20 protein-coding genes are annotated in these 22,155 nt (G+C 50.9%); 8 read left to right on the top strand and 12 right to left on the bottom strand.

All coding sequences use genetic code 11. The features are described from left to right. Positions 1-15: 15 nt before the first annotated feature. Positions 16-792: a tRNA (guanosine(46)-N7)-methyltransferase TrmB gene (gene trmB, locus AC0YN0_RS00815; RefSeq protein WP_475819584.1), complete on the bottom strand. Its 777-nt coding sequence runs from the start codon at positions 790-792 to the stop codon at positions 16-18. 197 nt (positions 793-989) lie between these two features. Then, positions 990-1,196, bottom strand: a complete 207-nt coding sequence (locus AC0YN0_RS00810; protein ID WP_442048018.1) for a hypothetical protein — start codon at positions 1,194-1,196, stop codon at positions 990-992. 280 nt (positions 1,197-1,476) lie between these two features. Here AC0YN0_RS00810 and mnmL point away from each other — a divergent pair, with 280 nt between their 5' ends. From mnmL to AC0YN0_RS00795, 3 genes are read left to right on the top strand one after another with little or no spacing between them, the layout of a single operon-like run. Continuing rightward, entirely contained in the window at positions 1,477-2,439 is a 963-nt protein-coding gene (mnmL, locus tag AC0YN0_RS00805; RefSeq protein ID WP_475819583.1) for a tRNA modification radical SAM protein MnmL/YtqA, read from the top strand. A gap of 1 nt (position 2,440) precedes the next feature. Next, on the top strand, positions 2,441-3,031 hold the full coding sequence (gene mnmM / locus AC0YN0_RS00800; RefSeq protein WP_475819582.1) for a tRNA 5-(aminomethyl)-2-thiouridylate-methyltransferase MnmM: 591 nt from the start codon (positions 2,441-2,443) through the stop codon (positions 3,029-3,031). A gap of 54 nt (positions 3,032-3,085) precedes the next feature. Continuing rightward, a complete protein-coding gene (locus AC0YN0_RS00795) occupies positions 3,086-4,066 on the top strand; it encodes a type I phosphomannose isomerase catalytic subunit (protein WP_475819581.1) in 981 nt (326 codons plus the stop codon). A 346-nt stretch (positions 4,067-4,412) separates the two neighbouring features. On the opposite strand, the gene AC0YN0_RS00790 is transcribed toward AC0YN0_RS00795, so the two are convergent. Both AC0YN0_RS00790 and AC0YN0_RS00785 read right to left on the bottom strand, forming a co-directional pair. Then, on the bottom strand, positions 4,413-6,272 hold the full coding sequence (locus AC0YN0_RS00790) for a B12-binding domain-containing radical SAM protein (protein WP_475819580.1): 1,860 nt from the start codon (positions 6,270-6,272) through the stop codon (positions 4,413-4,415). Between the two features lie 124 nt (positions 6,273-6,396). Then, complete coding sequence (locus tag AC0YN0_RS00785; RefSeq protein ID WP_475819579.1) at positions 6,397-7,956, bottom strand: stalk domain-containing protein; 1,560 nt, start codon at positions 7,954-7,956, stop codon at positions 6,397-6,399. A gap of 197 nt (positions 7,957-8,153) precedes the next feature. Between AC0YN0_RS00785 and AC0YN0_RS00780 the strand changes: the two genes are divergently transcribed. Next, positions 8,154-9,197, top strand: a complete 1,044-nt coding sequence (locus AC0YN0_RS00780) for an RluA family pseudouridine synthase (RefSeq protein WP_475819578.1) — start codon at positions 8,154-8,156, stop codon at positions 9,195-9,197. 89 nt (positions 9,198-9,286) lie between these two features. Here the strand turns inward: AC0YN0_RS00780 and AC0YN0_RS00775 are convergent, their stop codons facing one another. Together AC0YN0_RS00775 and AC0YN0_RS00770 are read right to left on the bottom strand one after the other, a co-directional pair. After that, the gene (locus AC0YN0_RS00775; protein WP_475819577.1) at positions 9,287-9,877 is read right to left on the bottom strand and encodes a TetR/AcrR family transcriptional regulator; all 591 of its coding nucleotides are present in this window, start codon (positions 9,875-9,877) and stop codon (positions 9,287-9,289) included. 122 nt (positions 9,878-9,999) lie between these two features. Continuing rightward, positions 10,000-10,821 (bottom strand): SDR family oxidoreductase, encoded by an 822-nt coding sequence (locus tag AC0YN0_RS00770; RefSeq protein WP_475819576.1) that lies wholly within the window; start codon positions 10,819-10,821, stop codon positions 10,000-10,002. A gap of 440 nt (positions 10,822-11,261) precedes the next feature. Between AC0YN0_RS00770 and AC0YN0_RS00765 the strand changes: the two genes are divergently transcribed. Then, entirely contained in the window at positions 11,262-11,591 is a 330-nt protein-coding gene (locus AC0YN0_RS00765) for a DUF1904 family protein (RefSeq protein WP_475819575.1), read from the top strand. Here the strand turns inward: AC0YN0_RS00765 and AC0YN0_RS00760 are convergent. The 3 genes from AC0YN0_RS00760 to AC0YN0_RS00750 form a co-directional block, all read right to left on the bottom strand. Beyond that, positions 11,572-13,149: an ArnT family glycosyltransferase gene (locus tag AC0YN0_RS00760; protein ID WP_475819574.1), complete on the bottom strand. Its 1,578-nt coding sequence runs from the start codon at positions 13,147-13,149 to the stop codon at positions 11,572-11,574. The two genes, AC0YN0_RS00765 and AC0YN0_RS00760, sit on opposite strands and share 20 nt — an antisense overlap. A 5-nt stretch (positions 13,150-13,154) precedes the next feature. After that, positions 13,155-14,450 carry an MFS transporter gene (locus tag AC0YN0_RS00755; protein ID WP_475819573.1) on the bottom strand — a complete coding sequence of 432 codons (1,296 nt, stop codon included), beginning with the start codon at positions 14,448-14,450 and terminating at the stop codon, positions 13,155-13,157. A 112-nt stretch (positions 14,451-14,562) separates the two neighbouring features. Further along, a complete protein-coding gene (locus AC0YN0_RS00750) occupies positions 14,563-15,129 on the bottom strand; it encodes an N-acetyltransferase family protein (protein ID WP_475819572.1) in 567 nt (188 codons plus the stop codon). Positions 15,130-15,224: 95 nt separating this feature from the next. On the opposite strand from AC0YN0_RS00750, the gene AC0YN0_RS00745 reads away from it, so the two are divergent. Together AC0YN0_RS00745 and AC0YN0_RS00740 are read left to right on the top strand one after the other, a co-directional pair. Continuing rightward, positions 15,225-17,498, top strand: coding sequence for a UvrD-helicase domain-containing protein (locus AC0YN0_RS00745; protein WP_475819571.1), 2,274 nt, complete (start codon positions 15,225-15,227; stop codon positions 17,496-17,498). A gap of 76 nt (positions 17,499-17,574) precedes the next feature. After that, a complete protein-coding gene (locus AC0YN0_RS00740; RefSeq protein WP_475819570.1) occupies positions 17,575-18,582 on the top strand; it encodes an HD-GYP domain-containing protein in 1,008 nt (335 codons plus the stop codon). Positions 18,583-18,656: 74 nt separating this feature from the next. Here AC0YN0_RS00740 and AC0YN0_RS00735 read toward each other — a convergent pair whose 3' ends face one another. The 3 genes from AC0YN0_RS00735 to AC0YN0_RS00725 form a co-directional block, all read right to left on the bottom strand. Then, positions 18,657-19,163, bottom strand: a complete 507-nt coding sequence (locus AC0YN0_RS00735; protein WP_337099823.1) for a ferritin — start codon at positions 19,161-19,163, stop codon at positions 18,657-18,659. 109 nt (positions 19,164-19,272) lie between these two features. Beyond that, on the bottom strand, positions 19,273-19,494 hold the full coding sequence (locus AC0YN0_RS00730; protein WP_442048031.1) for a DUF1450 domain-containing protein: 222 nt from the start codon (positions 19,492-19,494) through the stop codon (positions 19,273-19,275). 157 nt (positions 19,495-19,651) lie between these two features. Continuing rightward, entirely contained in the window at positions 19,652-21,079 is a 1,428-nt protein-coding gene (locus tag AC0YN0_RS00725; protein WP_475819569.1) for a S41 family peptidase, read from the bottom strand. Between the two features lie 145 nt (positions 21,080-21,224). Here AC0YN0_RS00725 and AC0YN0_RS00720 point away from each other — a divergent pair, with 145 nt between their 5' ends. Continuing rightward, positions 21,225-22,025 carry a Cof-type HAD-IIB family hydrolase gene (locus AC0YN0_RS00720; protein ID WP_442048033.1) on the top strand — a complete coding sequence of 267 codons (801 nt, stop codon included), beginning with the start codon at positions 21,225-21,227 and terminating at the stop codon, positions 22,023-22,025. The last annotated feature ends 130 nt before the right edge of the window (positions 22,026-22,155 follow it).

Here is a 22,155-nt window from a genome sequence, read left to right as displayed (position 1 = left end):
TCTCAATTAATCCGATTACTCGGTTGCCGATTCGTCGTCGCTATCATTATCTGCAGCAGCATCATTCGCTTCTGCAGCTTCCTTTATCGCGGTCGCTTGTTTCGCTTCGCGATGCTTGCGGAGCGCTTCGGAACCGATAACCGCTTCGACGCGATATATATTTTGGCCTTTTTCCATAAACTTCATTTCATATTCGGTAAATACGAGGTCCTCTCGCGGACCGTCCTTATGCAGGTGGAGCGAGATATTGCGCATAATAAGCTCCATATCAGCGAAGCTATTCAAGGAGAACTCGAACAACGACAGCGAATCGGTCTTAAAATGAATTTCACCGCGCTCGTTCAACAGCTCGATATATTTCTCGACAAAGCGGGAATGTGTCAGCCTGCGGCGGGCGTGTTTGCTTTTTGGCCAAGGATCGCTGAAGTTCAGATGAATTCGCTCAAGCTCGCCTGGCGCGAACATATCCTCAATGCCTTCAATATTGGCACGCAGAAGTGCTAAATTCGGCGGGGATTCGACACCTTTCTCTTCCCAAATGACACGCGCCTTCTCGCTGGCACGGCGTATTAGCTCATCGTACATATCGACGCCGATGAAATTAATATGCGGGTAACGAGCGCTCATATTGCTAATGAAACGACCCTTCCCCATGCCAAGCTCTACATAAATCGGATTGTCGTTGCCGAAGAACTCGCGCCACTTTCCTTTGTGCGGGGCAGCATCCAGTACAACGAGCTCCGGCTGGCTCTCCAAGCTCTCACGAATTCCTTTTCTTCCTCTTAAACGCATCGCATATATGCCTCCAATTGCTTTAAAATCAAAAGTCCATTGTGTACTACTTTATAATGAAACTAGTCCTTATTGTGCCCAACAATAGCCTCCTTGTAAAGCAATTTCGTTACGGGAACCGCAAATAAAAAAAGCCGGCGCTTTGTCGGCGCAGCGGCTTTAATCACTTGCTTCATATGAATAAGGTTGATTCACGATTAGCTCAGCAGCTGATACGGAATCGGTGCGTCTCCGCGCTGTCCGATCTCATAAGTACCTTCCAGCACTTCGTTCAGCTTCTTGCGTGCCGAAATCTCTACGCTGTGATTATCGTGGAAACGAACGCCTGTCAGCGCCATTAACTCTTTCACTGTAAGCTCTACCGTTACTTTGTCATTGCCATGCGGAATTTTTGTTGTACTCATCTCACATCACCTCATCGATTTATTATATAGCGTTACCAGTTAATCGACGTTTCATGAATTCAGGTGCAAATGGGCTATGTTAGGTTTATTTGTTGTTTTGTCGCACTTTTAATATAACACTTCATGTAAGGTATTGCAAGCCCATAATCGCCAATTTCAAAAATAATTTCCAATTAAAGCGGTTTCCGAACATTGTCCGCGGCTAAGTGGATAAGTCGTGGCTTTTCGGTTCGTTTTTCGCTAAAATAGAGGATGTACGTCTTGAAAGAAGGGAAAAAAAATGATTGATCTAAAATCGACGCCGCAGCAGCCGATGCTCTGGGGCGACAAAAGATTTCATACATGGAACTACGAGATGCGCGAGCAGTTCGGCGGCAAGGTATTCAAGGTCATGCTCGACGCAGGCTTCACGTGCCCGAATCGGGACGGCTCGATTGCCAAGGGCGGCTGCACGTTCTGCAGCGCGCGCGGATCAGGCGACTTCGCGGGCAGCAGACGCGACGATCTCGTCACCCAATTCAACAATATTCGCGACCGCCAGCATCAGAAGTGGCCGGAGGCGAATTACATCGGCTACTTCCAGGCCTATACGAACACGTATGCACCGGTCGAGGAGCTAAGGGAGTATTATGAAGTCATTCTTCAGCAGCCTGGCGTCGTCGGCTTGTCGATCGCTACACGGCCGGACTGCTTGCCGGATGATGTCGTCGATTATTTGGCGGAGCTGAACGAACGCACCTACCTGTGGGTCGAGATGGGCTTGCAGACGGTGCATGAATCGACATCCGAGCTAATCAATCGCGCGCATGATACCGCCTGCTATCTCGATGCGGTTCGCAGACTCAGAGAACGAGGCATTCGCGTGTGCGCTCACATCATTTACGGCTTGCCGCAGGAGACGCACGAGATGATGCTGGATACTGGCCGTGCGGTTGCCAAAATGGATGTGCAAGGCATTAAGATCCATCTGCTCCACCTCATGCGCAAGACGCCGATGGTCCGTCAATACGAAGCAGGACTGCTGCGCTTCCTCGAACAAGACGAATATGTGAAGCTGATTGTCGACAGCTTGGAATTCCTCCCTCCAGAGATGATCGTCCATCGATTGACGGGCGATGCGCCTCGCGACCTGTTGATCGGGCCGATGTGGAGTCTGAAGAAGTGGGAAGTGCTGAATGCCATCGATGCCGAGCTGCGCAACCGCGATACGTGGCAAGGCAAGCTGTGGCAGCCGGAGAGTTAGTATGGGCTTCTTATCCGTGCTGAGCATGGCGCACAGATGGATCGCAGAGCGTGCCTCTGCCGGCGATATTGTTATTGACGCAACCGCAGGGGGCGGTGTCGATACACTTGCCCTAGCGGAGATTGTCGGCCGGAGCGGCACCGTATACGCTTTCGACATCCAGCAGGAAGCGCTGGATCGAACTAGCGAGCGGCTCTCTCCGCTCGATGACAATGGAAGGAAGTCCGATGTCAGGCTTTTGCTGGAGAACCATGCGCGCATGGCGGAAGTTGTTGCTCCTGAAGCAGTTGGCAAAGTAGCCGCCGTTATGTTCAATCTCGGCTACTTGCCCGGAGGCGGGGATCACGCCGTCATCACGGAGCCTGCTTCGACGATTGTGGCACTAGATGCCGCCTTGTCGCTGCTCCGGCCCGGCGGCATCGTAACCTGCGTGCTCTATCCCGGTCACCCGGGAGGGGCAGAGGAAGCGGCTGCCGTCGAAAGATGGGCAGCTCAGCTTCCGCAAACTTTGGCGCAGACGGTTATATACCGTCAGTTGCAACGCGGAACTGCGCCTTATCTTATTGCTGCGGAGAGGCGCCGCAGCAATTAAATCTCAGTCTTAACGTTTTTACATATAAATCACGTACATGGGAGAGATACAACAATGACAGTAAAACCTTATCCATTGCAATTCCAACCGGAGATGAAAGAACGTATTTGGGGCGGACGAGCACTTGAAGGCTTCGGCCTTACGCTGCCTGATGGATCGATCGGCGAAGGCTGGATGATCGGCGACCACCCGAACGGAACGACTAAAGTGATGAACGGCGAGCTGGCAGGCACTGGCCTCGATGTCATCCGCGAAACCTACGGTCGCGAGTGGTTCGGCTCGCAAGGCTTCTCAGAGAAAAACGGACGTTTCCCGCTCCTGATCAAGCTACTCGATTGCAATGACGACCTGTCCATCCAAGTTCATCCAACCGATGTTTATGAAGGACTGCCGCAAGGCGAGCTTGGAAAGACGGAGATGTGGTACATTCTCGACGCTAAGCCAGGCGCCAAAATCATATACGGCCTCAAAGACGGCATCGACCGTGCCGCTATGGAATCGGCTATCGCCGAAGGCCGCATTATGGATACGCTTCAGGAGGTTTCCGTGGAGGCGGGCGATGCTTTCTACATCCCTGCTGGCACGGTTCACGCTCTATGTTCCGGTGTCGTTGTTGCTGAAATTCAGCAAAACTCGGACACGACTTACCGCCTGTACGACTATGACCGCCCAGGCCTCGACGGTCAACTGCGCGAGCTCCATATCGAGGACTCGCTGAATGTTATCGCATACGAGGGTGCTGGCGCTCAGCGCATGAAGACGGACGGAGCAGCCCCTGGCGAATGGCTGACAATCGCTTCTTCCCCGTATTTCATCGTAGAAAAAGGCATTGTTGCAGCGCCATGGCAGCTTGATACAACGACGAAAAGCTTCGTCATCCTTGTTATCGCCGAAGGCCAAGGCAGCCTGAAGTGGGCGGACGGCGAGCTGTCGGTCAAAGCGGGCGAGTGCTTCCTTCTGCCGGCGACACTCGGCAGCTACGAGCTATCCGGCAGCATGACGGTATTGCGCAGCGTCGTTCCTGCAAGCAAATAAACGCAAACCATTCCTACCTGCCGTATCTTGGCCTTCAAGCCATGGTACGGCATTTTTTTATGCTGTTCCTCTCTTCGTTCATGGTTGCTGCTTGCTTACGAATCGTAGAATCTCTATTTAACCTCAACCCGCCTTTGGTTGCTTCTTACGAACCGTGGAAACGCTAAATAGTTATTTCGTGTAGAAAAGCTGGGCTTTGGCAGGTATTAGCGTTACTAGGGTTCGTAAGCTAACGAAAATACGCACATCCTTCCTAATAACGTTCCTAAGATTCCTTAGCACGCAACCAATAAAAAAACGGCCCAGCGTCACAATTGGACGCCAGACCGCCTACATCAATCTTATGTTACTTCGTAACTGCCTCGCTTGCCTTATCCGCTTCCATCGTCAGCATATATGGGCGCGGCGTCGGCTTCGTGCTTCCGGCATCGAGCGCATACAGCATGACGAGAAGCGTATGCCTCGACTTATCCATCTCGCCGCTGGCAAGAAAGGCTGTAAGATCGTACGGCAGCTTCTCGATGACCGCATGCTTGTGCAGCTCCTTCTCGCTTAAGCCGAGCGCAGCGAATTCCGGCGACACGTCGCCAGGACGCTCAACAAGACGTCGCATCCAACCGCTCCACTCCGACTTGTCCATCGTGAATTCCCACCATGTCTTGCGCGGCTTGTAATTATGATTCAAGAAGAAATCGTATTTCATGAGCCCTAGCACGACTTCGGAATCGAGACGGTTACGAGCGTCAGCGAGCATCGAAGCCTGCAGCTCGGTCGACGCAGAAGACGAAGCATCCTCCAACGAGCCAAGAAACGCCCATAGCCGCGAGAACAGATCCTCCAGCTGATGGCCGATCTTCTGCCAGCCGCGACGCTCCCAATAATCGCCGAACAACTGGAAGAAATCGAACGGCGAGTCGAATACGCGCTCGACCAGATAAAGCAGCGTATGGTCCATCCGATGCGCGTTCCAATATTTCTCCAGCACATCCTCCACCCGCTTAATGCGAACGATATCTCCGAACGGCATCAGATCGTTGCCGAGCATTTCGTAAGGCGCCCGATCCATATAAATATAGCCCCACTTCGCCGCATCCAGCCGCAAGCCTGTACCGCGCAGCATCTTCAGGAATCCAAGCTGCAGCTCTTCCGGACGAAGCTCGAACACATCATTGAACGTCCCGCGGAACGTATCATAATTCTCAAGCGGCAATCCGGCGATCAAGTCCAGATGCTGATCGATCTTCTGCGAATCCTTCACCTTCGTGACGGTGCGCACGAGCTTCGACCAGTTCTGTCTCCGCTGCACCGCTTCATTGGTCGGATCATTCGTCGATTGAACGCCGATCTCGAAGCGGAATACGCCAGGCGGCGCATGCTCGGCCAAATAATCGAGCACCTCCGGCCGCATAATATCGGCGGTAATCTCGAATTGGAAGACGCAGCCCTGATGATTCTCGATCAGGAATTGAAACATCTCCAGCGCATAGTCGCGCTTAATATTGAACGTTCGGTCTACGAACTTAATGAGCTTGGCGCCGGAATCGATCAAATATAAAATATCGGACTTCGTCCGCTCGATATCGAAGTAACGCACGCCAACCTCGATGCTGGATAGGCAGAACTGACAGCTGAACGGACAGCCACGGCTCGTCTCGAAATAAACGACACGGCTGCCGAGGTTCGGAATGTCTTCCTTGAATCGGTGAGGCGAAGGCAGCTCCGCAAGATTCAGCTTCGGACGCGGCGGCATAATGACCACCTCGGATTCCTCCCCGCGCTGCTTGCGGTAAGCGATGCCGAATACCATATGGTATTTGCCGTCTCCTTGAATCTCGGTCAATAACTGGTCGAACGTCTCTTCCCCTTCGCCGATGACGATGAAATCAACCTCGGACACGCGGTCCATCCAGTAATTCATATCGTAGCTGACCTCGGGTCCGCCTAAAATGATTTTGACCTTGGGCATGATTTTGCGCAACATGTTGATGACGGTGATCGTCTCTTCAATATTCCAAATGTAGCAGGAGAAACCGACCACATCCGGTTTGCGCGAGAAAATATCCGATACGATATTCATCGCCGGATCCTTAATCGTATACTCTGCTATATCCATATCGAATCGCTCGCCGCTGTATGCCTTCAAGCATCGCAGCGCAAGCGAGGTGTGAATGAACTTCGCGTTCAACGTCGTTAAGACGACTTTCATAGTAAATACCTCTCTAACTTTAGCGCTTATTATAAGACTGCTTCTTATTGTACAAAAATTCGCATCAAAAAAGAAGAGGCGCCCCTCCGCATGATGCGGACGAAGCGCCAACGTATGAGTTAGATTATTGCTTAACGTCAATGACAAGCTGGTCCTTCACCTGCATATCGATAACCGGGAAGCGCAAGCGCCACTTGCCCTCGCCTGCCGGCGTAACCTCATTGTCCTCGTAGCCGCGAGGCACGAACGTAAGAACACGGTCATAGGACACTACAAATTGGATTTTCTCGTCAGGCAGCATTCGATGAAGCTCGTAGCCTAAGTTAGCAGCCCAAATGCGAAGCTCGTCTGCCGATGCCGGACCGTAATACATGTAGAACAACGGATCGATATCCGATGTTATCACGTACCAGCCTTCCTCGTCTCGCTTCACTTCCCAATTCGTGAACGTCGCGGTCGCCGCCTTCAACTGCACGCTTCCGAACTGCTCTTCCATGAGCTTCTTCACATCTGCAAAAGGAGCCCCGACCAGCGTATCCGGCAAGGTAGGAGGAAGGAACTTAGCTTGTTTAATCATCTGCTCCGTTACCACTCCCTCGAGGAGCGAAGCATGCATAACCGATACGGCAATATTCAAGTGGGCCGTCGTATTCTCCATGCCGCCCGATGTAATGCCGATCAATTCGCCCGTATCGCTAAAGAGCGCTCCTCCTGAGCTGCCATGGTCGATCGGTGCGCTCGTTTGCAAATAACGAACGCCATCCTCATAGATGATGTTGCTGATGACGCCTTCCGACACCGTGTTTTGGAAGCCCAGCGGACTTCCGATTGCCACAACTTTATCGCCCTTCTCCGCGCTCAGGCCATATCCGAGCTCGACTGCTGCTGCCCCGATGGATTCCTCCGTCTTAATGATAGCCAGGTCATCCGTCTTATCATAATGGACGACTCCAACCACGCTCAGAGTTTCTCCATCCACCGTCATTGCAGTTGCCGAGGTCGCATCGACGATCACATGATAGTTGGTCAAAATAAGATTGTCTCCGATTACAATTCCGCTGCCTTGGCCAAGATTCGTAGAAATAAGGACGACGCTTTGGTCGTATTTCTCTACAATTTGCTTCGTCGTAAGCTTCGGAATGTTAGCTTGCTGCTCCAACCATTTTTCATAAGCGAGCCGTTCAGCTTCTTCCGTGGATGTAATTCGGATCGTATTAGCCGCACTGTCCCATTTCACTGTCGCTCCAAGCGATTGCGAGGTGAAGCGGACGGGAACGAATGTCACTCCGCCCTTAACGATCGGCGCAGCGTCCAGCTTGACTGACTTGCCGTTAATAAGCGCTGTTTTCTGCCCAACCGTTAATGTAATCGTTATATTGCCTTTCCGGCCGATAATCGTCTTCGTGTTCGGCTCCCACGTTACGGATGCTTGCAAGGCGCTGAAAATATTGCGCATAGGTACGAAGGTGACTCCGTTCTGAGCGAACGCCGATGCCGACAAATTTAATTTCTTGCCGTCCACATATACGAGCGGCGACTTAGCTGCTGCGGCAGCCGGTGCAGGTGCTACTGCTGCTTCGACTGAAGCAGAGCTGCTAAGACCAGGCAGCGGAGCAAGCAGCAGACCTGCTGCAAGCATCGGGGTTACTATCATTGTTGCAAGCTTATTGTTCACTAGTTTCACTTCGTACATTCTCCTAACCTTCACCTTTTATATAACCGACAATCTATAAAATTATGGTAACACCCCTATCCCTGCTTGTCTATGAAAACAGCTTTCATAGATTGGTATACGCAGTCTTCTTCTTTTCAAGTGAATCATTAGAACTGCAACGGCCAATCATGGTATAGTAGGAGCAATGAAGCTAGGAGGTCGTAAGTATGAATAAGGGGAGAAGTCGCCCTGAGCAACAAAAGCAGTCGCACGGTCCAATAAAGAAAAAAAATGACGGCAGCGGCGGAAGCAATGCCAATAACGGCAATAGAAATAGATCTGCGGGCCATATTAAACCGCACAATGAGCGGACCCCGCATAAGGATAACGCCAAGGAAAAGCAGAAGGCCTACATCGTGGATGAGGCTATAGAGCTGCTGCCTTTCCTCATTAAGCATGTTGCGGGGGCCGGTCGGAATAAAATCAAATCGATGCTGGCGCATGGTCAGATATCGGTCGACGGTAAACCGAACACCGCCTATAATTTCCCGCTTCGTCCGGGCAGTACGGTAACGCTGAACAAAGGGCGGGCCATTGAGGCGCCGCCGCTCGAGGGCATGAAAATTGTGCATGAGGATGATGATGTGATTGTCATTGTTAAACAGGCAGGACTGCTGTCGGTTTCCTCTACAACAGGGGCGGAGAACGAGGTAACGGCCTATCGTCAATTGATGGCTTATGTCCGTGTCTACAATCCGAACAATCGGATCTTCATCGTCCATCGGCTCGACCGGGATACATCAGGTCTTATGCTGTTCGCAAGGAGCGAAGCCATTCAGCAGCAGCTCCAGAACAATTGGCAGGAAACCGTTCAGGAGCGTATGTACGTGGCATTGGTCGAAGGGACCGTTAAGCAGCCGCAAGGCACAATCTCGTCTTGGCTCAAGGAGAGCAAGACGCTTAAGATGTATTCCAGCAGCTATCCGAATGACGGCCAGCATGCCGTCACCCATTATAAAGTGCTTCGCTCGGACAGAAACTTCTCCTTGCTCGAGGTTCACCTGGAGACGGGACGCAAAAATCAAATTCGCGTTCATATGGAGGAAATCGGGCATCCTGTGGTCGGCGACAAAAAGTATGGCGCTCGTACGAAAGCGATTGGCCGACTTGGCCTGCATGCCCGCGTTCTCGCTTTCAACCACCCGGCTACCGGCAAGTTGCTTCGATTCGAAACGGAAATTCCGAAGCTGTTCTTAAAGCCTTTCCAATAAAAGAAACGGCGGCAGGCCATGGACAAAACAGAAGCCGCGCTCAAAGGTTGTTATCGAACTTCCTTTGAGCGCGGCTTTTGGCCATCTGCCTACGTTACATCTCTATGGGTTACTGCATTCCAACACGAACGGATTGCATCACTGACGCTCTCACTGCTTAACTCAAAGATTCCGTGTATATGGGCCTTCAACATATAAACAAATGTGCCGTAATGCATCTGCACCATCATTTTCGGATTCATCGGGATAAACAGCTTCTCCTGAACGGCTCCTTGATATAACTCGTTCATTGGCCCACACCATCCGCCGGTATAGACTTCTTGCTTTACCTCTTCGTAAATGTACGGCGAGAACGAATACTGCTCAATAAATTGAAAGCCCTGAGGATACTGTTTTCCTAATTCGATAACCTGATTCCAACCTAATTCAAACTTCTCACGAATCGTTGTGCCCTTCAGCAAGCCTCCCCGCACATACTCTCCGTTAAACGTAACAATGGCTTTGTACAATTCGTTAACGATATCTTCTTTACTTTTGAAATAATGATAAATATTCCCGGTCGATACACCAGACTCCTTGGCGATAAGCGCCATTGAAGTAGCCTGTAATTCCTTTCGGATGATGATGTTAAGTGTTGTTTCAAGGACAGCCTGCTGCACCTTGTTATAGTTCTCAAACATTAAGTTATCCCGCTCCCACCATAAGATCGAATGATCATTCTATTTTTAACATACACCTCACACAATCCGTAGTCAAGATTGTCCGATCGACCTGGCGTTATGACGAAGCGTTAATAATGGGATTACCTATAATTGTTAGCGATCGTCTCCAAATATTGTTCAATCGACACAGAATTTCTAAGCGCCATCAGATCATTGCCTGCTGTTCCAATGACAGTGCGAAACTTATTGCTCTCACCAGTCGCCAAAGCGGCTATGGCATCCACGATAATCTGAGGATCATCCAAAGAAGAACTAGATTCCGCATGATTCATTAAATTCTGCACTTTCGTCATCAGATTATCGTAATCATGTATGTTATCATCTCGGTTCCAAGTGACACTGTTCTTGAAGTTATTTCCTGTAGAACCGCCCTGCTCGATCAATCTAAGCTCGATATTCAACGGCTTCAATTCGTAATAAAGACCTTCCGTCAATCCTTCCAAAGCAAATTTCGACATATTATAGAGAGATCCGAGCGGCACTGCTGTCGTTATTCCCATGAAAGAGCTAATATTGATGAACATGCCTCCGCCATTGGCTCTGAAATGCGGTAAAAATTTACGAATGACATTGATCGGTCCGCGCGTATTAACGGCGAATTGCCAGTCGATTGCTTCCTCTTGGGCTAATTCCAACGGACCGTAAGTCCCCATACCTGCATTATTGATGACGACGTCGATCTTACCGAACGCGGCAATCGCTTGATCTACCGATGTTTGAACTTCATGCACATTAGTGACGTCCAGTTTGAAAATTTTGATATTATCGTAACCGGTTAGCTCCGTTTCTTTGCCGGGTGTACGCATGGTTGCAGCTACGTTCCAGCCCATTTCAGCAAACCGGATCGCCGTAAGTTTTCCCAAGCCTGAACTGGTTCCCGTAATAAAAACTGTTTTACTCATTTTAATACCTCCAAATAATAGATTGAACGTTCATTCTACACTAAGTATTTTAGATCGAACGTTCATTCTATTATGGTTCAGGATTCGTTTTCTGTCAAATACTATTCTTCGCTTTAGCTTAATGAAAAGAGGAGCAGATGCCGTGGCGCCTACTCCTTGGACTGATTTCTAGCGCGACCGTGTGACTATATGCTGAAGGCTGTATTGAAGGGCTAGCCGACGCCTATCCCCCGTCATTCATAGCGATACTCATACAACCAGCTAATAAAATGGCAACCAGCAGTATAACTAACGCTGAAGTTTGTACCTTTTTTTCCACGAACAATGGCTAAGCTCTCCTTCCCGTACCCTTTGAAGGTGATGCGAATGGCTTAACTATTCGATATGTTATACTGGTTGTGCTTCATACCTACAACTTACCGCATAAGGAGGTCATTTATTTGCCACATTTAGTATTCCGCGGCGTAACCGCCGATCAATTGCGCACCGTCACCGAGCCGCTTGCCGAGACATTAGCCGAGTTATGTCAATGCGGCACGGACAACTTTACGATGTCCTGCTTGAATGCAACGAGCGTATTCGGCGATCCGGCTGACGGTTCGCTGTTCGTCTTCGTCGAGGTAGGCTGGTTCGATCGGGGGCAGCAGACAAGGAACGAGTTCGCGCTGGCCGTTACCGAATCGATTCAGAAGCTCGGCGCATCTGAGGTCGAGGTCGTCTTCATCGCTTATCGCGAGGACAGCTATTACGTTAACGGGACGCCATGCTAATCACTTTATAGTGCTTAAACTCTCTCACCTCGTAGCCGCTCAGATCGCTAGGAGGCTGATCTCCTTCGGACAAAATATAGACGGCATTATCGCTCGGCTCGAACGCAGCCGGCAAGCCGAATTGATAACGTCCGAAGGAGCTTACGAATTGGAACGGGGCACCCGGATTGCTGTATACGACCGTGTCGAGAAACAAATGTGGATCGATCCGCTCGTAAAAGAGTACATAAATATAAGGCATATTAACGTTATTCGTCACGTAGATCGTTCCATCCGTCTGATCGGACGCATATTGAACCGCTTCACCAAACGATTCATAGAACATCGGACCGGCTTTCTTCGGATACTCTACGAAATAATTGCTGCAGAACATAGCGAAAAACACTGCAAACGCCGCCAGCGCGACCGGAAAAACGTACTTGAGCTGTCCCTTCAGCCATATTAGCCCTGCTAACGTTAGCAGAACCAACGGGAAGAAAATGATATTGATCCGATTAATATTAATATCCGTAATGAGCGACATCAGCACGGCTGTTATTCCCCAGATGGCGATAATGCCTTGCTCGGTGCGCAAGCCGCTGCCAATCCTCACGCAGACAGCGTAAAGTCCAACAAGCATGAGCGGCAGCGCTAAAGGGTACATATACCCGTAAGTAGGAATAGCGTTCCACAACAGGCCGTCTTCCTGACTAAGCAGCACTTGCAGCAGCAGATCGAAATGCTGAACAGCATTTTGCAGCACATCGCCTTGGAAGACGCTCGATACCTGCTCCACCCTCGGAACGGTCAGCTTCGGAATCGAGAACAGCCATGTTTCAATTGTCCCCTTGCCAAGCCGGTTGATAACAATAAAGAGCAGGATCGGCAGCCCCAGCACAACCATGATGCCTATATTCCATAGTAACGTACGGAGTTTGATTTTTTTCTGCGCGATGAGCAGGATGAGTACGCCGAGTACGAACACGGGAACGAAGAAATATGCGGTCCCATAAGCATACAACGACAACGTAATCGTAATTGCGAACAGCGTAAACCATTTCGGTTGTTCGAGCGACTTGAACAAGAACCATACCGCCAGCAGTACCAGCGTTGGAAAAAGGTTCGACTCCAGCGCCCATCTGGACATCATAATATGCCACGGACAAATCGCAATAAGAAACATGGCCGTACCAGCCGCTGCCTTATGCTTGAACAGCTGCTTGGCAATAAAGTAGAAAGCGATCATGCCAACAAGACCAAATACGATATTGACGGCTCGAACCGATAGCTCATTCAAGCCTAGCAGCCATATAAAAGGCATCGATAAATAGGCGTATAAGGCGTTCTGACCGCTGCCCCAAGCAATGAGATGAATCGGCAGCTGTATGCCGTTACGGTCGATGCCGTAATGAAGGATAGCATAGGCGTCATAACCGATCGACGCTTCATCCTGGTTAAAGCCTGCCGGTATAGCGCCGGCATAGAGCAAGCGCACAATTGCGCCGATTGCGAACAGAGCTACGATCAACCCATTCTTTTTGACCCATTCTAATGATGGCGACATTCGATCAACAACCACGCTTCCTATACATCCAAAGATGATTTCTGTTCAGTTCCTGTACTACGGATTGGATACAGATAGAAGAACACAAACGCCAGCAGCAGCGCGCCGAGGGGAATAAAGCTCAGCATCGAGCGGATGCCCCAGACAGCGCTGTCCGTCTGCACCGCATCCTTCACATAACCTGTCGTCTCCAGCACAATGCCAAGCACGACTGCCTGAAGCGATACGCCCCATCTGACGATGAAGCCGTTCATCCCAAAGTACATGCCCTCTCTGCGCACCTTCGTCCGCCTCTCGTCCTCATCGATAACTTCCGACAACAGCATATCAAGCAGTACGAGCAGTCCGGCTAGTCCTATTCCAATGGCGGCAGCAGCTATTGCGGCAGCGAGCACGCTGGAAACGAAGGCGAAGGGCAGCATGGAGGCCGAATAACAGGCGACGGCGACCAGCGACGTCTTGCGCAGTCCCCAGCGGGTGACGAGCTTGCTCCAAAGGAATACGCAAGGAATAGCCGCTACGAATATCGCGCCGAGCAATATCGTATTGCTGTCATCGGACGCTTGAAGCACATATTTCGTGAAAAACGGAATAATTGCCGGAATCATCGCGAATGTGAACTGCACGAAGAAACTTCCGATAACGAACATAACGAACGCTTTGTTGGTGAACGTATATTTCAGCGATTGCTTCAGGCCAAGCTTCTCCCGCTCCACGGTCGTTTTTTCTTTGCTTGACGTCACCATAATAAGAAGGAACAAGAGCGCAACGCCGGCGAAGATTACGCCCATCGGGCCCCAGCCAATTCCGCTGTACAGCAGCGGTGGCAGCGCAACGCCGATAATCATGCCTACGATGCCGAGCATTTGGCGTGAAGCGGACACACTCGCGCGCTCCTTCATCGTTGTGAACATTTCCGGGAACAGCGCCGAGTAGTTGAGCACAACCATAACGAACAATATATCGTACACGAGTACAATAAATACGAAGTACCAGAATAACGTCATTCCTTCGCCTACCGGAAACCAGATCGCGGTGAAGGCAGCGGCCAAAGGCACCATGCCGAACAGCATATACGGGATGCGTCTCCCCCAGCGCGAGGTCGTTCGATCGGACAGATGACCGAACAATGGGTTCAGAACAGCGTTTACAATGCCGTGCACAACCATGGCCGCGCTTATGAGTCCAGGCTTCACGCCCAGCACGTCCACATAATAAAAAACGATGTAGGTCGCGAAAGCCTGCGCAATCAAATTTACCGACAAATTACCCGAACTGTAAGCTAGCTTCGTGCTTCTTAACCGACCACCCAACATGAACAACACGCTCCCGGATACGATTGAAAAATGACTGGAAATGACTTTATCTGTCACTTTTATATTAACGTACCGATCCTATTTATTCCAAGAAATAGTTTTAGAGCGTAAGCTATTGTTCGATATTTTTCACCATTCTTCTGTATTGGCCTCCGCTGACGGAAATTATGCCGTCCTCAATGTAGTTAAGCTTTTTATAAAGCGCATAGGCACCTTCATTATAGGGCTCTACAATAAGCGACATTCTTCTGTAACCGGCATCCTTTCCCTTCTCCTCGAACGCAGCGAACAGCTCCTTAGCAATCCCCTGCCCTTGATACTCTTCATCGACGGCGATTGAATCCAAGTAATATTCTCCCTCCTTGGCCTCAACGACGATGGGGTCCGCTCCGGCATCGCCATGGATAAGAGCAATGCGCTCGGCAAAGGGCCGATCGAGCAGCTCCGCTCCATCACCCGGATAGCTGATTGCCATTCCCACAACATGTCCGTCCCTCGTATAGACGAGCACATGCTCATAGCTGATCCGATTGCCCTCTCTTCCGTAAAATTCCGCCAATATGCGCTGCGTCTCCGCATCGTCCTCCGTGCCCGCCAACGTATAGGCGATGTTGCCGATTGCCGCCAGCAGCAGCGGCATCACTTCATGCACATCCTCTTGAACAGCTTGTCTAATCATGTTGCGTCAGCTTCCTCTCTCTTTCGTTAGCTAGTCGAAATCTCATGCCATCTGCTATGATGGTCTATATATTTGTTGACGAAGGTGATTGATACATGAGTCTTACCTATTATTCTTACCCTATTGGGATTCAAAATAGTTCCATTCCCATTGCCGACCGCGCGGAAGCCGATACGAGCGCTCAGCTCGTCGGCAGCAACGAGGCGGACGCCGCCTTCTTCCGCGCGCTTGAGCGGTACGGCATCTCGCTGAACCGTCCGCAAATCGCCGCCGTGCGCCATGATACTGGCCCGGCGCTTACACTTGCAGGCGCCGGCACAGGCAAGACGTCGGTGCTCGTCTGCCGCACCGCCTATCTAGTCGCGGTTCGCCATGTACAGCCCCAGCAGGTGCTGCTCATGACCTTCTCCAAGAAGGCCGCCGACGAAATGAAAGGCCGTATTCGTTCCTTGCCCGCCATTCCGGCGCAAACCTCAGGCGCAATTGAAGCGCGCACCTTCCATTCCTTCTGCCTCCAGCTGCTGCGCGGAAGGGGCTATCGGCAATCGATTCTAAGCGAGACAAGCCAGAAGCTTGTCTTCTTCAAGCGGCTAATGCGTGAGCTTGCGCATACGCTCACGCGCGAATACGAGCCGGAGACGCTGCTTGCTCAGTTATCCTCCGTGAAGCTGCAGATGATCGATGTAAGCGAGCTGCCCGAATCAACCTCCGAGGAACGCGAGTTGAAGGTGCTCTTCACGAGATACGAGCTATGGAAGCAGGAAAGTGACCGTTTCGACTTCGACGACCTGCTGCTTGAAGCGTATCGCCTGTTATTAAAAGATAGTGAGCTGCTTGCTTCCTTACAGCACCGCTTCCGCTATATCATGATCGACGAATTCCAAGATACGAACGAGGTTCAGTACGCCATTGTGAAGCTTCTTGCCGATGGCCATCGCAATCTGATGGTCGTCGGCGATGATGATCAGACGATCTACTCGTTCAACGGCGCTCGCAACGACTATATCTTGAACTTCGAGCAGCAGTATCCGGGCGCGGCGACGATCGTGCTTGATATTAACTATCGCTCGACCGCCGCTATCGTCGGTCTTGGCAATGCGATTATTCGCCGCAACAAGCTGCGCAAGCCGAAGACGCTGCATGTCGTGAAGCCAAAGGGAGAGCCGCCGTCTTACGCCCGCGTTAAGACGACTCAGGAAGAAGCGAGTCTCATCGCGGATACCATAGCACAGCAGCAGGAGCAATGCACTCGTTCCTTCAGCGACTTCGCCGTGCTCTACCGTACTGCCAGCAGCAGCCGGGCGCTCGTCGAGCAGCTGCTGCTTCGGCAACTGCCGTTCGTCGACTTCGGCGACGGCCAGCTATTCTACGACCATTCCGTAGTGAAGCCGCTCCTTGCCCATCTGCGGCTCGTGCTGGACCGCCGCAACTTCGACGCGATCGAGTCGATGCTCCAGACGCTGTATGTGAATCGCGAGCAAGCGATGGCGTTCATCTGGCATCAAGACAAAGAGCGGGCCAAGAAATGGCCGCTTATTCATCTGCTCGACTATCCCGCGTTAAAGGAATTTCAGAAGGAAAAGATCAAGGAACGCATCAAGCTGCTGAAGTCGTTAACCGAGCTTAAGCCTCAAGCGGCTATCGCGTTGCTGCGCCAATCCTTCTACGACCAATACCTCGAGACAGGTAAGCAAAGTGTCCTTACCGAACATAAGGAAGCGATTAAAGAAGTCGTCGACGAGCTCGAATCAGCCGCACAGGCGCATGAAACGATCGAAGCCTTTTTAACTTATATCGATGACATCACGGATAAGCACATCTCCGCTTCGCAACAAAAGAAGGAGCAGCAGCACGCTGCAACCAGAAGAAGCGCGATTTCACTTATGTCCATACATAAGTCGAAGGGGCTCGAGTTTCCAGCCGTCTTCCTCATCGGAGCATCGGAAGGTATCTTGCCTCATGCGTCCGCTCTAGCCGCCGATAAACGAAGCGATCGAAGCGCAGCTCAGACAGGCGACGATACGCGCGCCGAGGCGCTGGAGGAGGAACGGCGGCTCGCTTATGTCGCAGTCACGAGAGCTCAGGAGCAGCTCTATATCAGCTCTCCCGCCGTATACCACGGCAAGCCTGCCGAGCTGTCCCGATTCGTCTTGTCCGCCTTCCAGCCCTTGCCTGCGGACCACGCAATAAACGACGATCAGGAGCGCGGCGAATTGGCGCTCGCCTGGATGTGTACTAGCGACGGCTGCAAAGTATGGCAGCGAATCATTACGTACGAGGAAGCGCAGCCCGAGCAGCGCGAATGCCCGTTATGCAAGAGCCCGATGCGCAAAGGTCCGAAACGGCTTCCAACCTCCATTAATGTGTAATGAGCACTTCATATGATCCGCAACGCAAAGCAATGCTTACAGCCAACTCGACATAAGGAGAATCCAATACAGCGATATGAATCTCATCCATGACAAACTCGCATCTTTCCTGCTGCTCGCCGATGCCGTTATTATCACCGACGGGCAGCACCGAATACTAGCGGTCAATTCCGCCTATGAACGCATTACCGGTTATGCTTCACATGAGATAACAGGCAAGAAAGCGAGCATTCTGCGCACCTCCTATACACCGAAGGAAACACATAACACGATGAAGAACGCCATCCATGCTGGAAAACCATGGTCAGGCGTATTCACGAACCGCAAGCGCGATGGCGATCTGTGGCATTCCTCCATTACGATCACACCGATCGTTGTCGAAATGGACGATTATTTCGTTGGCGTCTTCCGGGAGCTTGAGCAATTGGAAAGCGGCCACTACATAGCCGAGGAACGAATCTCATCGTTGCAAAGCTCTATGCTCAAAGTACTGGCGATCTCCTGTGAAATCCGCGATCCAGGCATTGAACTACATCTCGTTCGTGTACGCGAACTAACGGCCTCGCTTGCCGCCCATCACAATGAACGGCTGCAACTGCACTGGAGTAGCGAGATGATCGACCGAATTTCTCATGCCAGCATATTGCACGATATCGGCAAGTCCGGCATTCCGGAAGGCATTTTATACAAGCCAGGTGCGCTCGCCTATTACGAACGGCAGATCGTGGAGATGCATACGCTGATCGGCCGAGATATCATTGATAAAATATATAACGAATTTCAAGACGAGCTGCTCGCCAATGAACTTGAAACAGGCAAAAACATTATTTTGTACCATCATGAGAAATGGGACGGCAGCGGCTATCCGCATCAACTCGCCGGCGAGGACATACCGATTGAAGCGCGTATCGTTAGCATCGTCGACGTGTTCGATGCCTTGACCAGCACACGTCCATATAAAGAAAAGTGGTCCGTCGAACGCGCCTTGCAGCTCATTCGCGAGGAGCGAGGCCGACACTTCGACCCGTCTCTCGTCGATTCATTCCTTGTGCTAATCGAACAGAAAGAGCAACTTTCAACTTAAGTAAAGGTAAAGGGCTGTTCCGGAAGGTCATTGAAGACCTTCTGGAACAGCCCTTATTGTTGCGCAGTGGATGATTACTCGCCAGCCGGAGGCGTGAACGAACGCTGTGCGAACTCAGCATCAAGCATATAGAACGCGTTGCTGTCTTTCTCAATGCGCTTCAGCTTGTGGATGATGTTGTCGAACAACGCTTCCTCTTCGACTTGCTCGTCGATGAACCACTTCAAGAAGTTGATCGTCGCATGCTCGCGGTCGTTCATCGCAAGGTCAGACAGATCATAGAAGCGCTTCGTATTTTGCTGCTCGTGACCGTAACCTGCTTCGAACGTGTCGAGAACGGATTTGTAATCGTTATGCGGCTCACCAAGTGCCGAAATCGTCGCGCGTCGTCCGCGGTCATTCAGAAACTTGTATATTTTCATTGCGTGAAAACGTTCTTCCTCAGCTTGTACAAGGAAAAAATTCGCAAAGCCTTCCAAGTTCTCTGCAGAGCAATACGCCGCCATTGCTAGGTATACATGGGCGGAGTAAAACTCAAAGTTCATCTGTTCATTTAATGCTTCTGCTAAATTGTCCTTCATTGGCGTAACGCACCTCTCTTCTCTAGATTGTACTTATTCTAACACATGCGGAGAAAGCTGTCGCCATCCTTTGGCAACAAATGCTAAAGAATGGCGACGGTCATTATATTTAGCCGATCATTTTTTTGAGTCTCTTGTACAGTTGATCTGCCGATGGCGCGGTGATTGTTTTGGACTTAACGACAACGAAGCATTCAAGCTTGCATGTCTTGCAGTTGCCTAGACAATCGCTCTTCTTCTGCTTAATTTCAGGATACTTATCCTTCATCGCCTTATAGATCGGCTTCAGTCCGTGCCTGAAATTACGCTTGCAGTACTTGATCTTCTTCATTTCATTAAGTCACCTCTCGCCGCCGCGGTGTAATTATCTCATCCTTATTAGATGATAATGATTATCACTACCGTTGTCAACAGCGAATATGAATTGCTTGGTTGGTTAGGCCGCTGCCAGCACAGACGCAGAGGCGAGAGGCGACTCAGAACGTGATCTAAGCGCCTTGGTCCAGCAACAGCTCTAATCCTTTGTGGAGTTGTGGATCTTCAAGGTCCAGCTTCTCACGCAGCCGCTGCAGCAGCAGATAGCCGCTCTTATCGTTGAACTGTCCGCTCGACTCCAGCTCCTCCGCCTCTTGGAATTTCTTCATCGCAGCAGCCGTTTGCTTGTCATAGTAGCCCTCGGCGCCTGCCGGGCCGTATCCAAGCTCCTGCAAGACCTGTTGAAGCGTATGAACATCTTCTCCGTAGCTGCCAATCTTCATCTCCGTTCCGATGGCCAGCGGCCGCAGACTCGCATACGCAGGCAGAGCAACAACATGATCGGGCGTTACCCCCTTCTTATTGATCCAAGCCCCGCTAGGCGTCTTCCACTGGGCTTCGGTCAAGCTGAGGACTGAGCCGTCGGGAAACTGCTTGAACGTCTGAACGACGCCTTTGCCATACGTCTGCTGCCCAATAACGACTGCCCCCGCCGACTCCTTCAATGCGGCAGTCAGCACCTCGCTTGCGCTGGCCGACATTCCGTTCACGAGCACGGCGATTGGAATCGTCCACTCCTTCTCCTGGCTGGACTTGTACGTCATAATCTGGCGCTCGTCCTTGTAGACCACATTTAATATCACTTTGTCATCCGGAATAAGGATGTTCGCGATCTCAATCGTTGGCTTAAGCAGACCGCCGGGATTCGATCGAAGATCGAGCAACAGCCCCTTCAGCGGCTTGTCCTTCTGCAGCGCATCCAGCTCGGTCTTGAATTCCTCTGCCGTCATCTCCGCGAAACGGCTAATCGTTACATGCCCAATCCCGCCATCCAGCAGTTCTGACGTGACCGTATGCACCGGTATAGCTTCACGCTTCAATGATACTTCAATTGGCTTGGAATCGCTGCCGCGAACGACCTTCACCACTACGGTCGTCCCCTCTTCCCCTCTAACGAGAGCCAGCAGCTCCTGGAACTCCATTCCCTTAACTGATTTCCCGTCAATCATAGCAATGATATCTCCGGGAAGCAGGCCGCCTCGTTCTGCGGGAGCGCCTTTCGTCAAACTGCTAATCACAAATTGTCTTTCTTCGACGCGAATATCTGCCCCGATACCGTAGAATTGCCCCTCGTAGGATTGCGTATACGCCGTTCCCTTCTCTCCGGTCATATAACTTGAATACGGATCGTCCAGCGATGCAATCATGCCTTCGGCTGCTCCGTCCAGCAGTTGCTTCGGTTCCGCGCCGTTCAAGTAGTCGCTCATGACTCTGTCATACGATGCAGCAAATTGCTGGAAGCTCCTCTCTCTCAGCATCGGGTATCGGTTGCCCATCGATAGGAGTCCGATTGCAAACCCAATAGCAACGCATAATACCGCTCCCAATGCGCATAGCGCTATAAATCGTTGTTTCGCTGCAGTAGATGTAAAAATGTTCATGTGATGTCTTCCCTTCATGTTTATGTGAATGATCTGGTTTCTTTGGCGTTGAATGATAGGTCTATTTTCGATACAATCAAGGTTACCACGCGAACTATCCATATAGGAGTACAGAAAGAGAATAGAGAGGAGCTTTACCGCTATTATGTATAAGCTTATTGCAATTGATGTAGACGATACACTGTTGACCGACGAACTCGTCGTAACCGAAGGAACGAAGAGCGCCATGGCTGCTGCTATCGCACAAGGTGTGACGGTTACGCTCGCTACGGGCCGCATGTATTCTTCCGCCGTGAAGATCGCCAAGCAAGTTGAGCTCAATGTTCCTATTATTACGTATCAGGGAGCTCTCGTCAAAACGCTGCTCGACGGCACCGTTCTGTATGAGCGCAACGTACCTACCGATGCAGCGAAGGAGCTATACCAATTCGTGCAGGAAAATGGTCTTCATCTGCAGTTGTACGTTAATGATGAGCTGTACGGCACGGAGGACAACGACAAAATCAAAGCTTATTCCAAGCTGTCCAACATTCCTTATAAAATCGAGCCCGACTTCGATAAACTAATCGGTCAGCCGCTTAACAAAATGCTCATCATCGACGATCCCGCGAAACTCGACGTCATTGCCGAGCAGCTTCGCCCGCTAATCGGCGACCGCGTTCACATTACGAAATCGAAGGCGCATTATTTGGAGTTTATGCATAAGGAGGGCACGAAAGGTCATGCCCTTCGGTTCATGGCCGAGCATCTTGGCTGCTCAATGGATCAAACGATCGCTATGGGCGACGCATGGAACGATAATGAGATGGTTTCCGCTGCCGGACTCGGCGTCGCTATGGGCAATGCCATTGGCTCATTGAAAGAAATCGCCGACTACGTCACCCTGTCGAATAACGAAGAGGGCGTACGACATGTCATCGAGAAATTCGTTCTGAATGCCGAATAACGTTTAAAGTACCAAGGTGAAACGGCTATCGCCGTCCTTGGTGGCGAGGTGCGTTTCATTCCTGACAAATATAGGCATAAGGATAAGTGAGAAACTTAGACTTTCCTATATTTGCACAAAAAAAGTGGCT

The organism is Paenibacillus sp. J22P218 (assembly GCF_056269195.1).
This window is presented reverse-complemented; position numbering and strand designations above follow the sequence as displayed.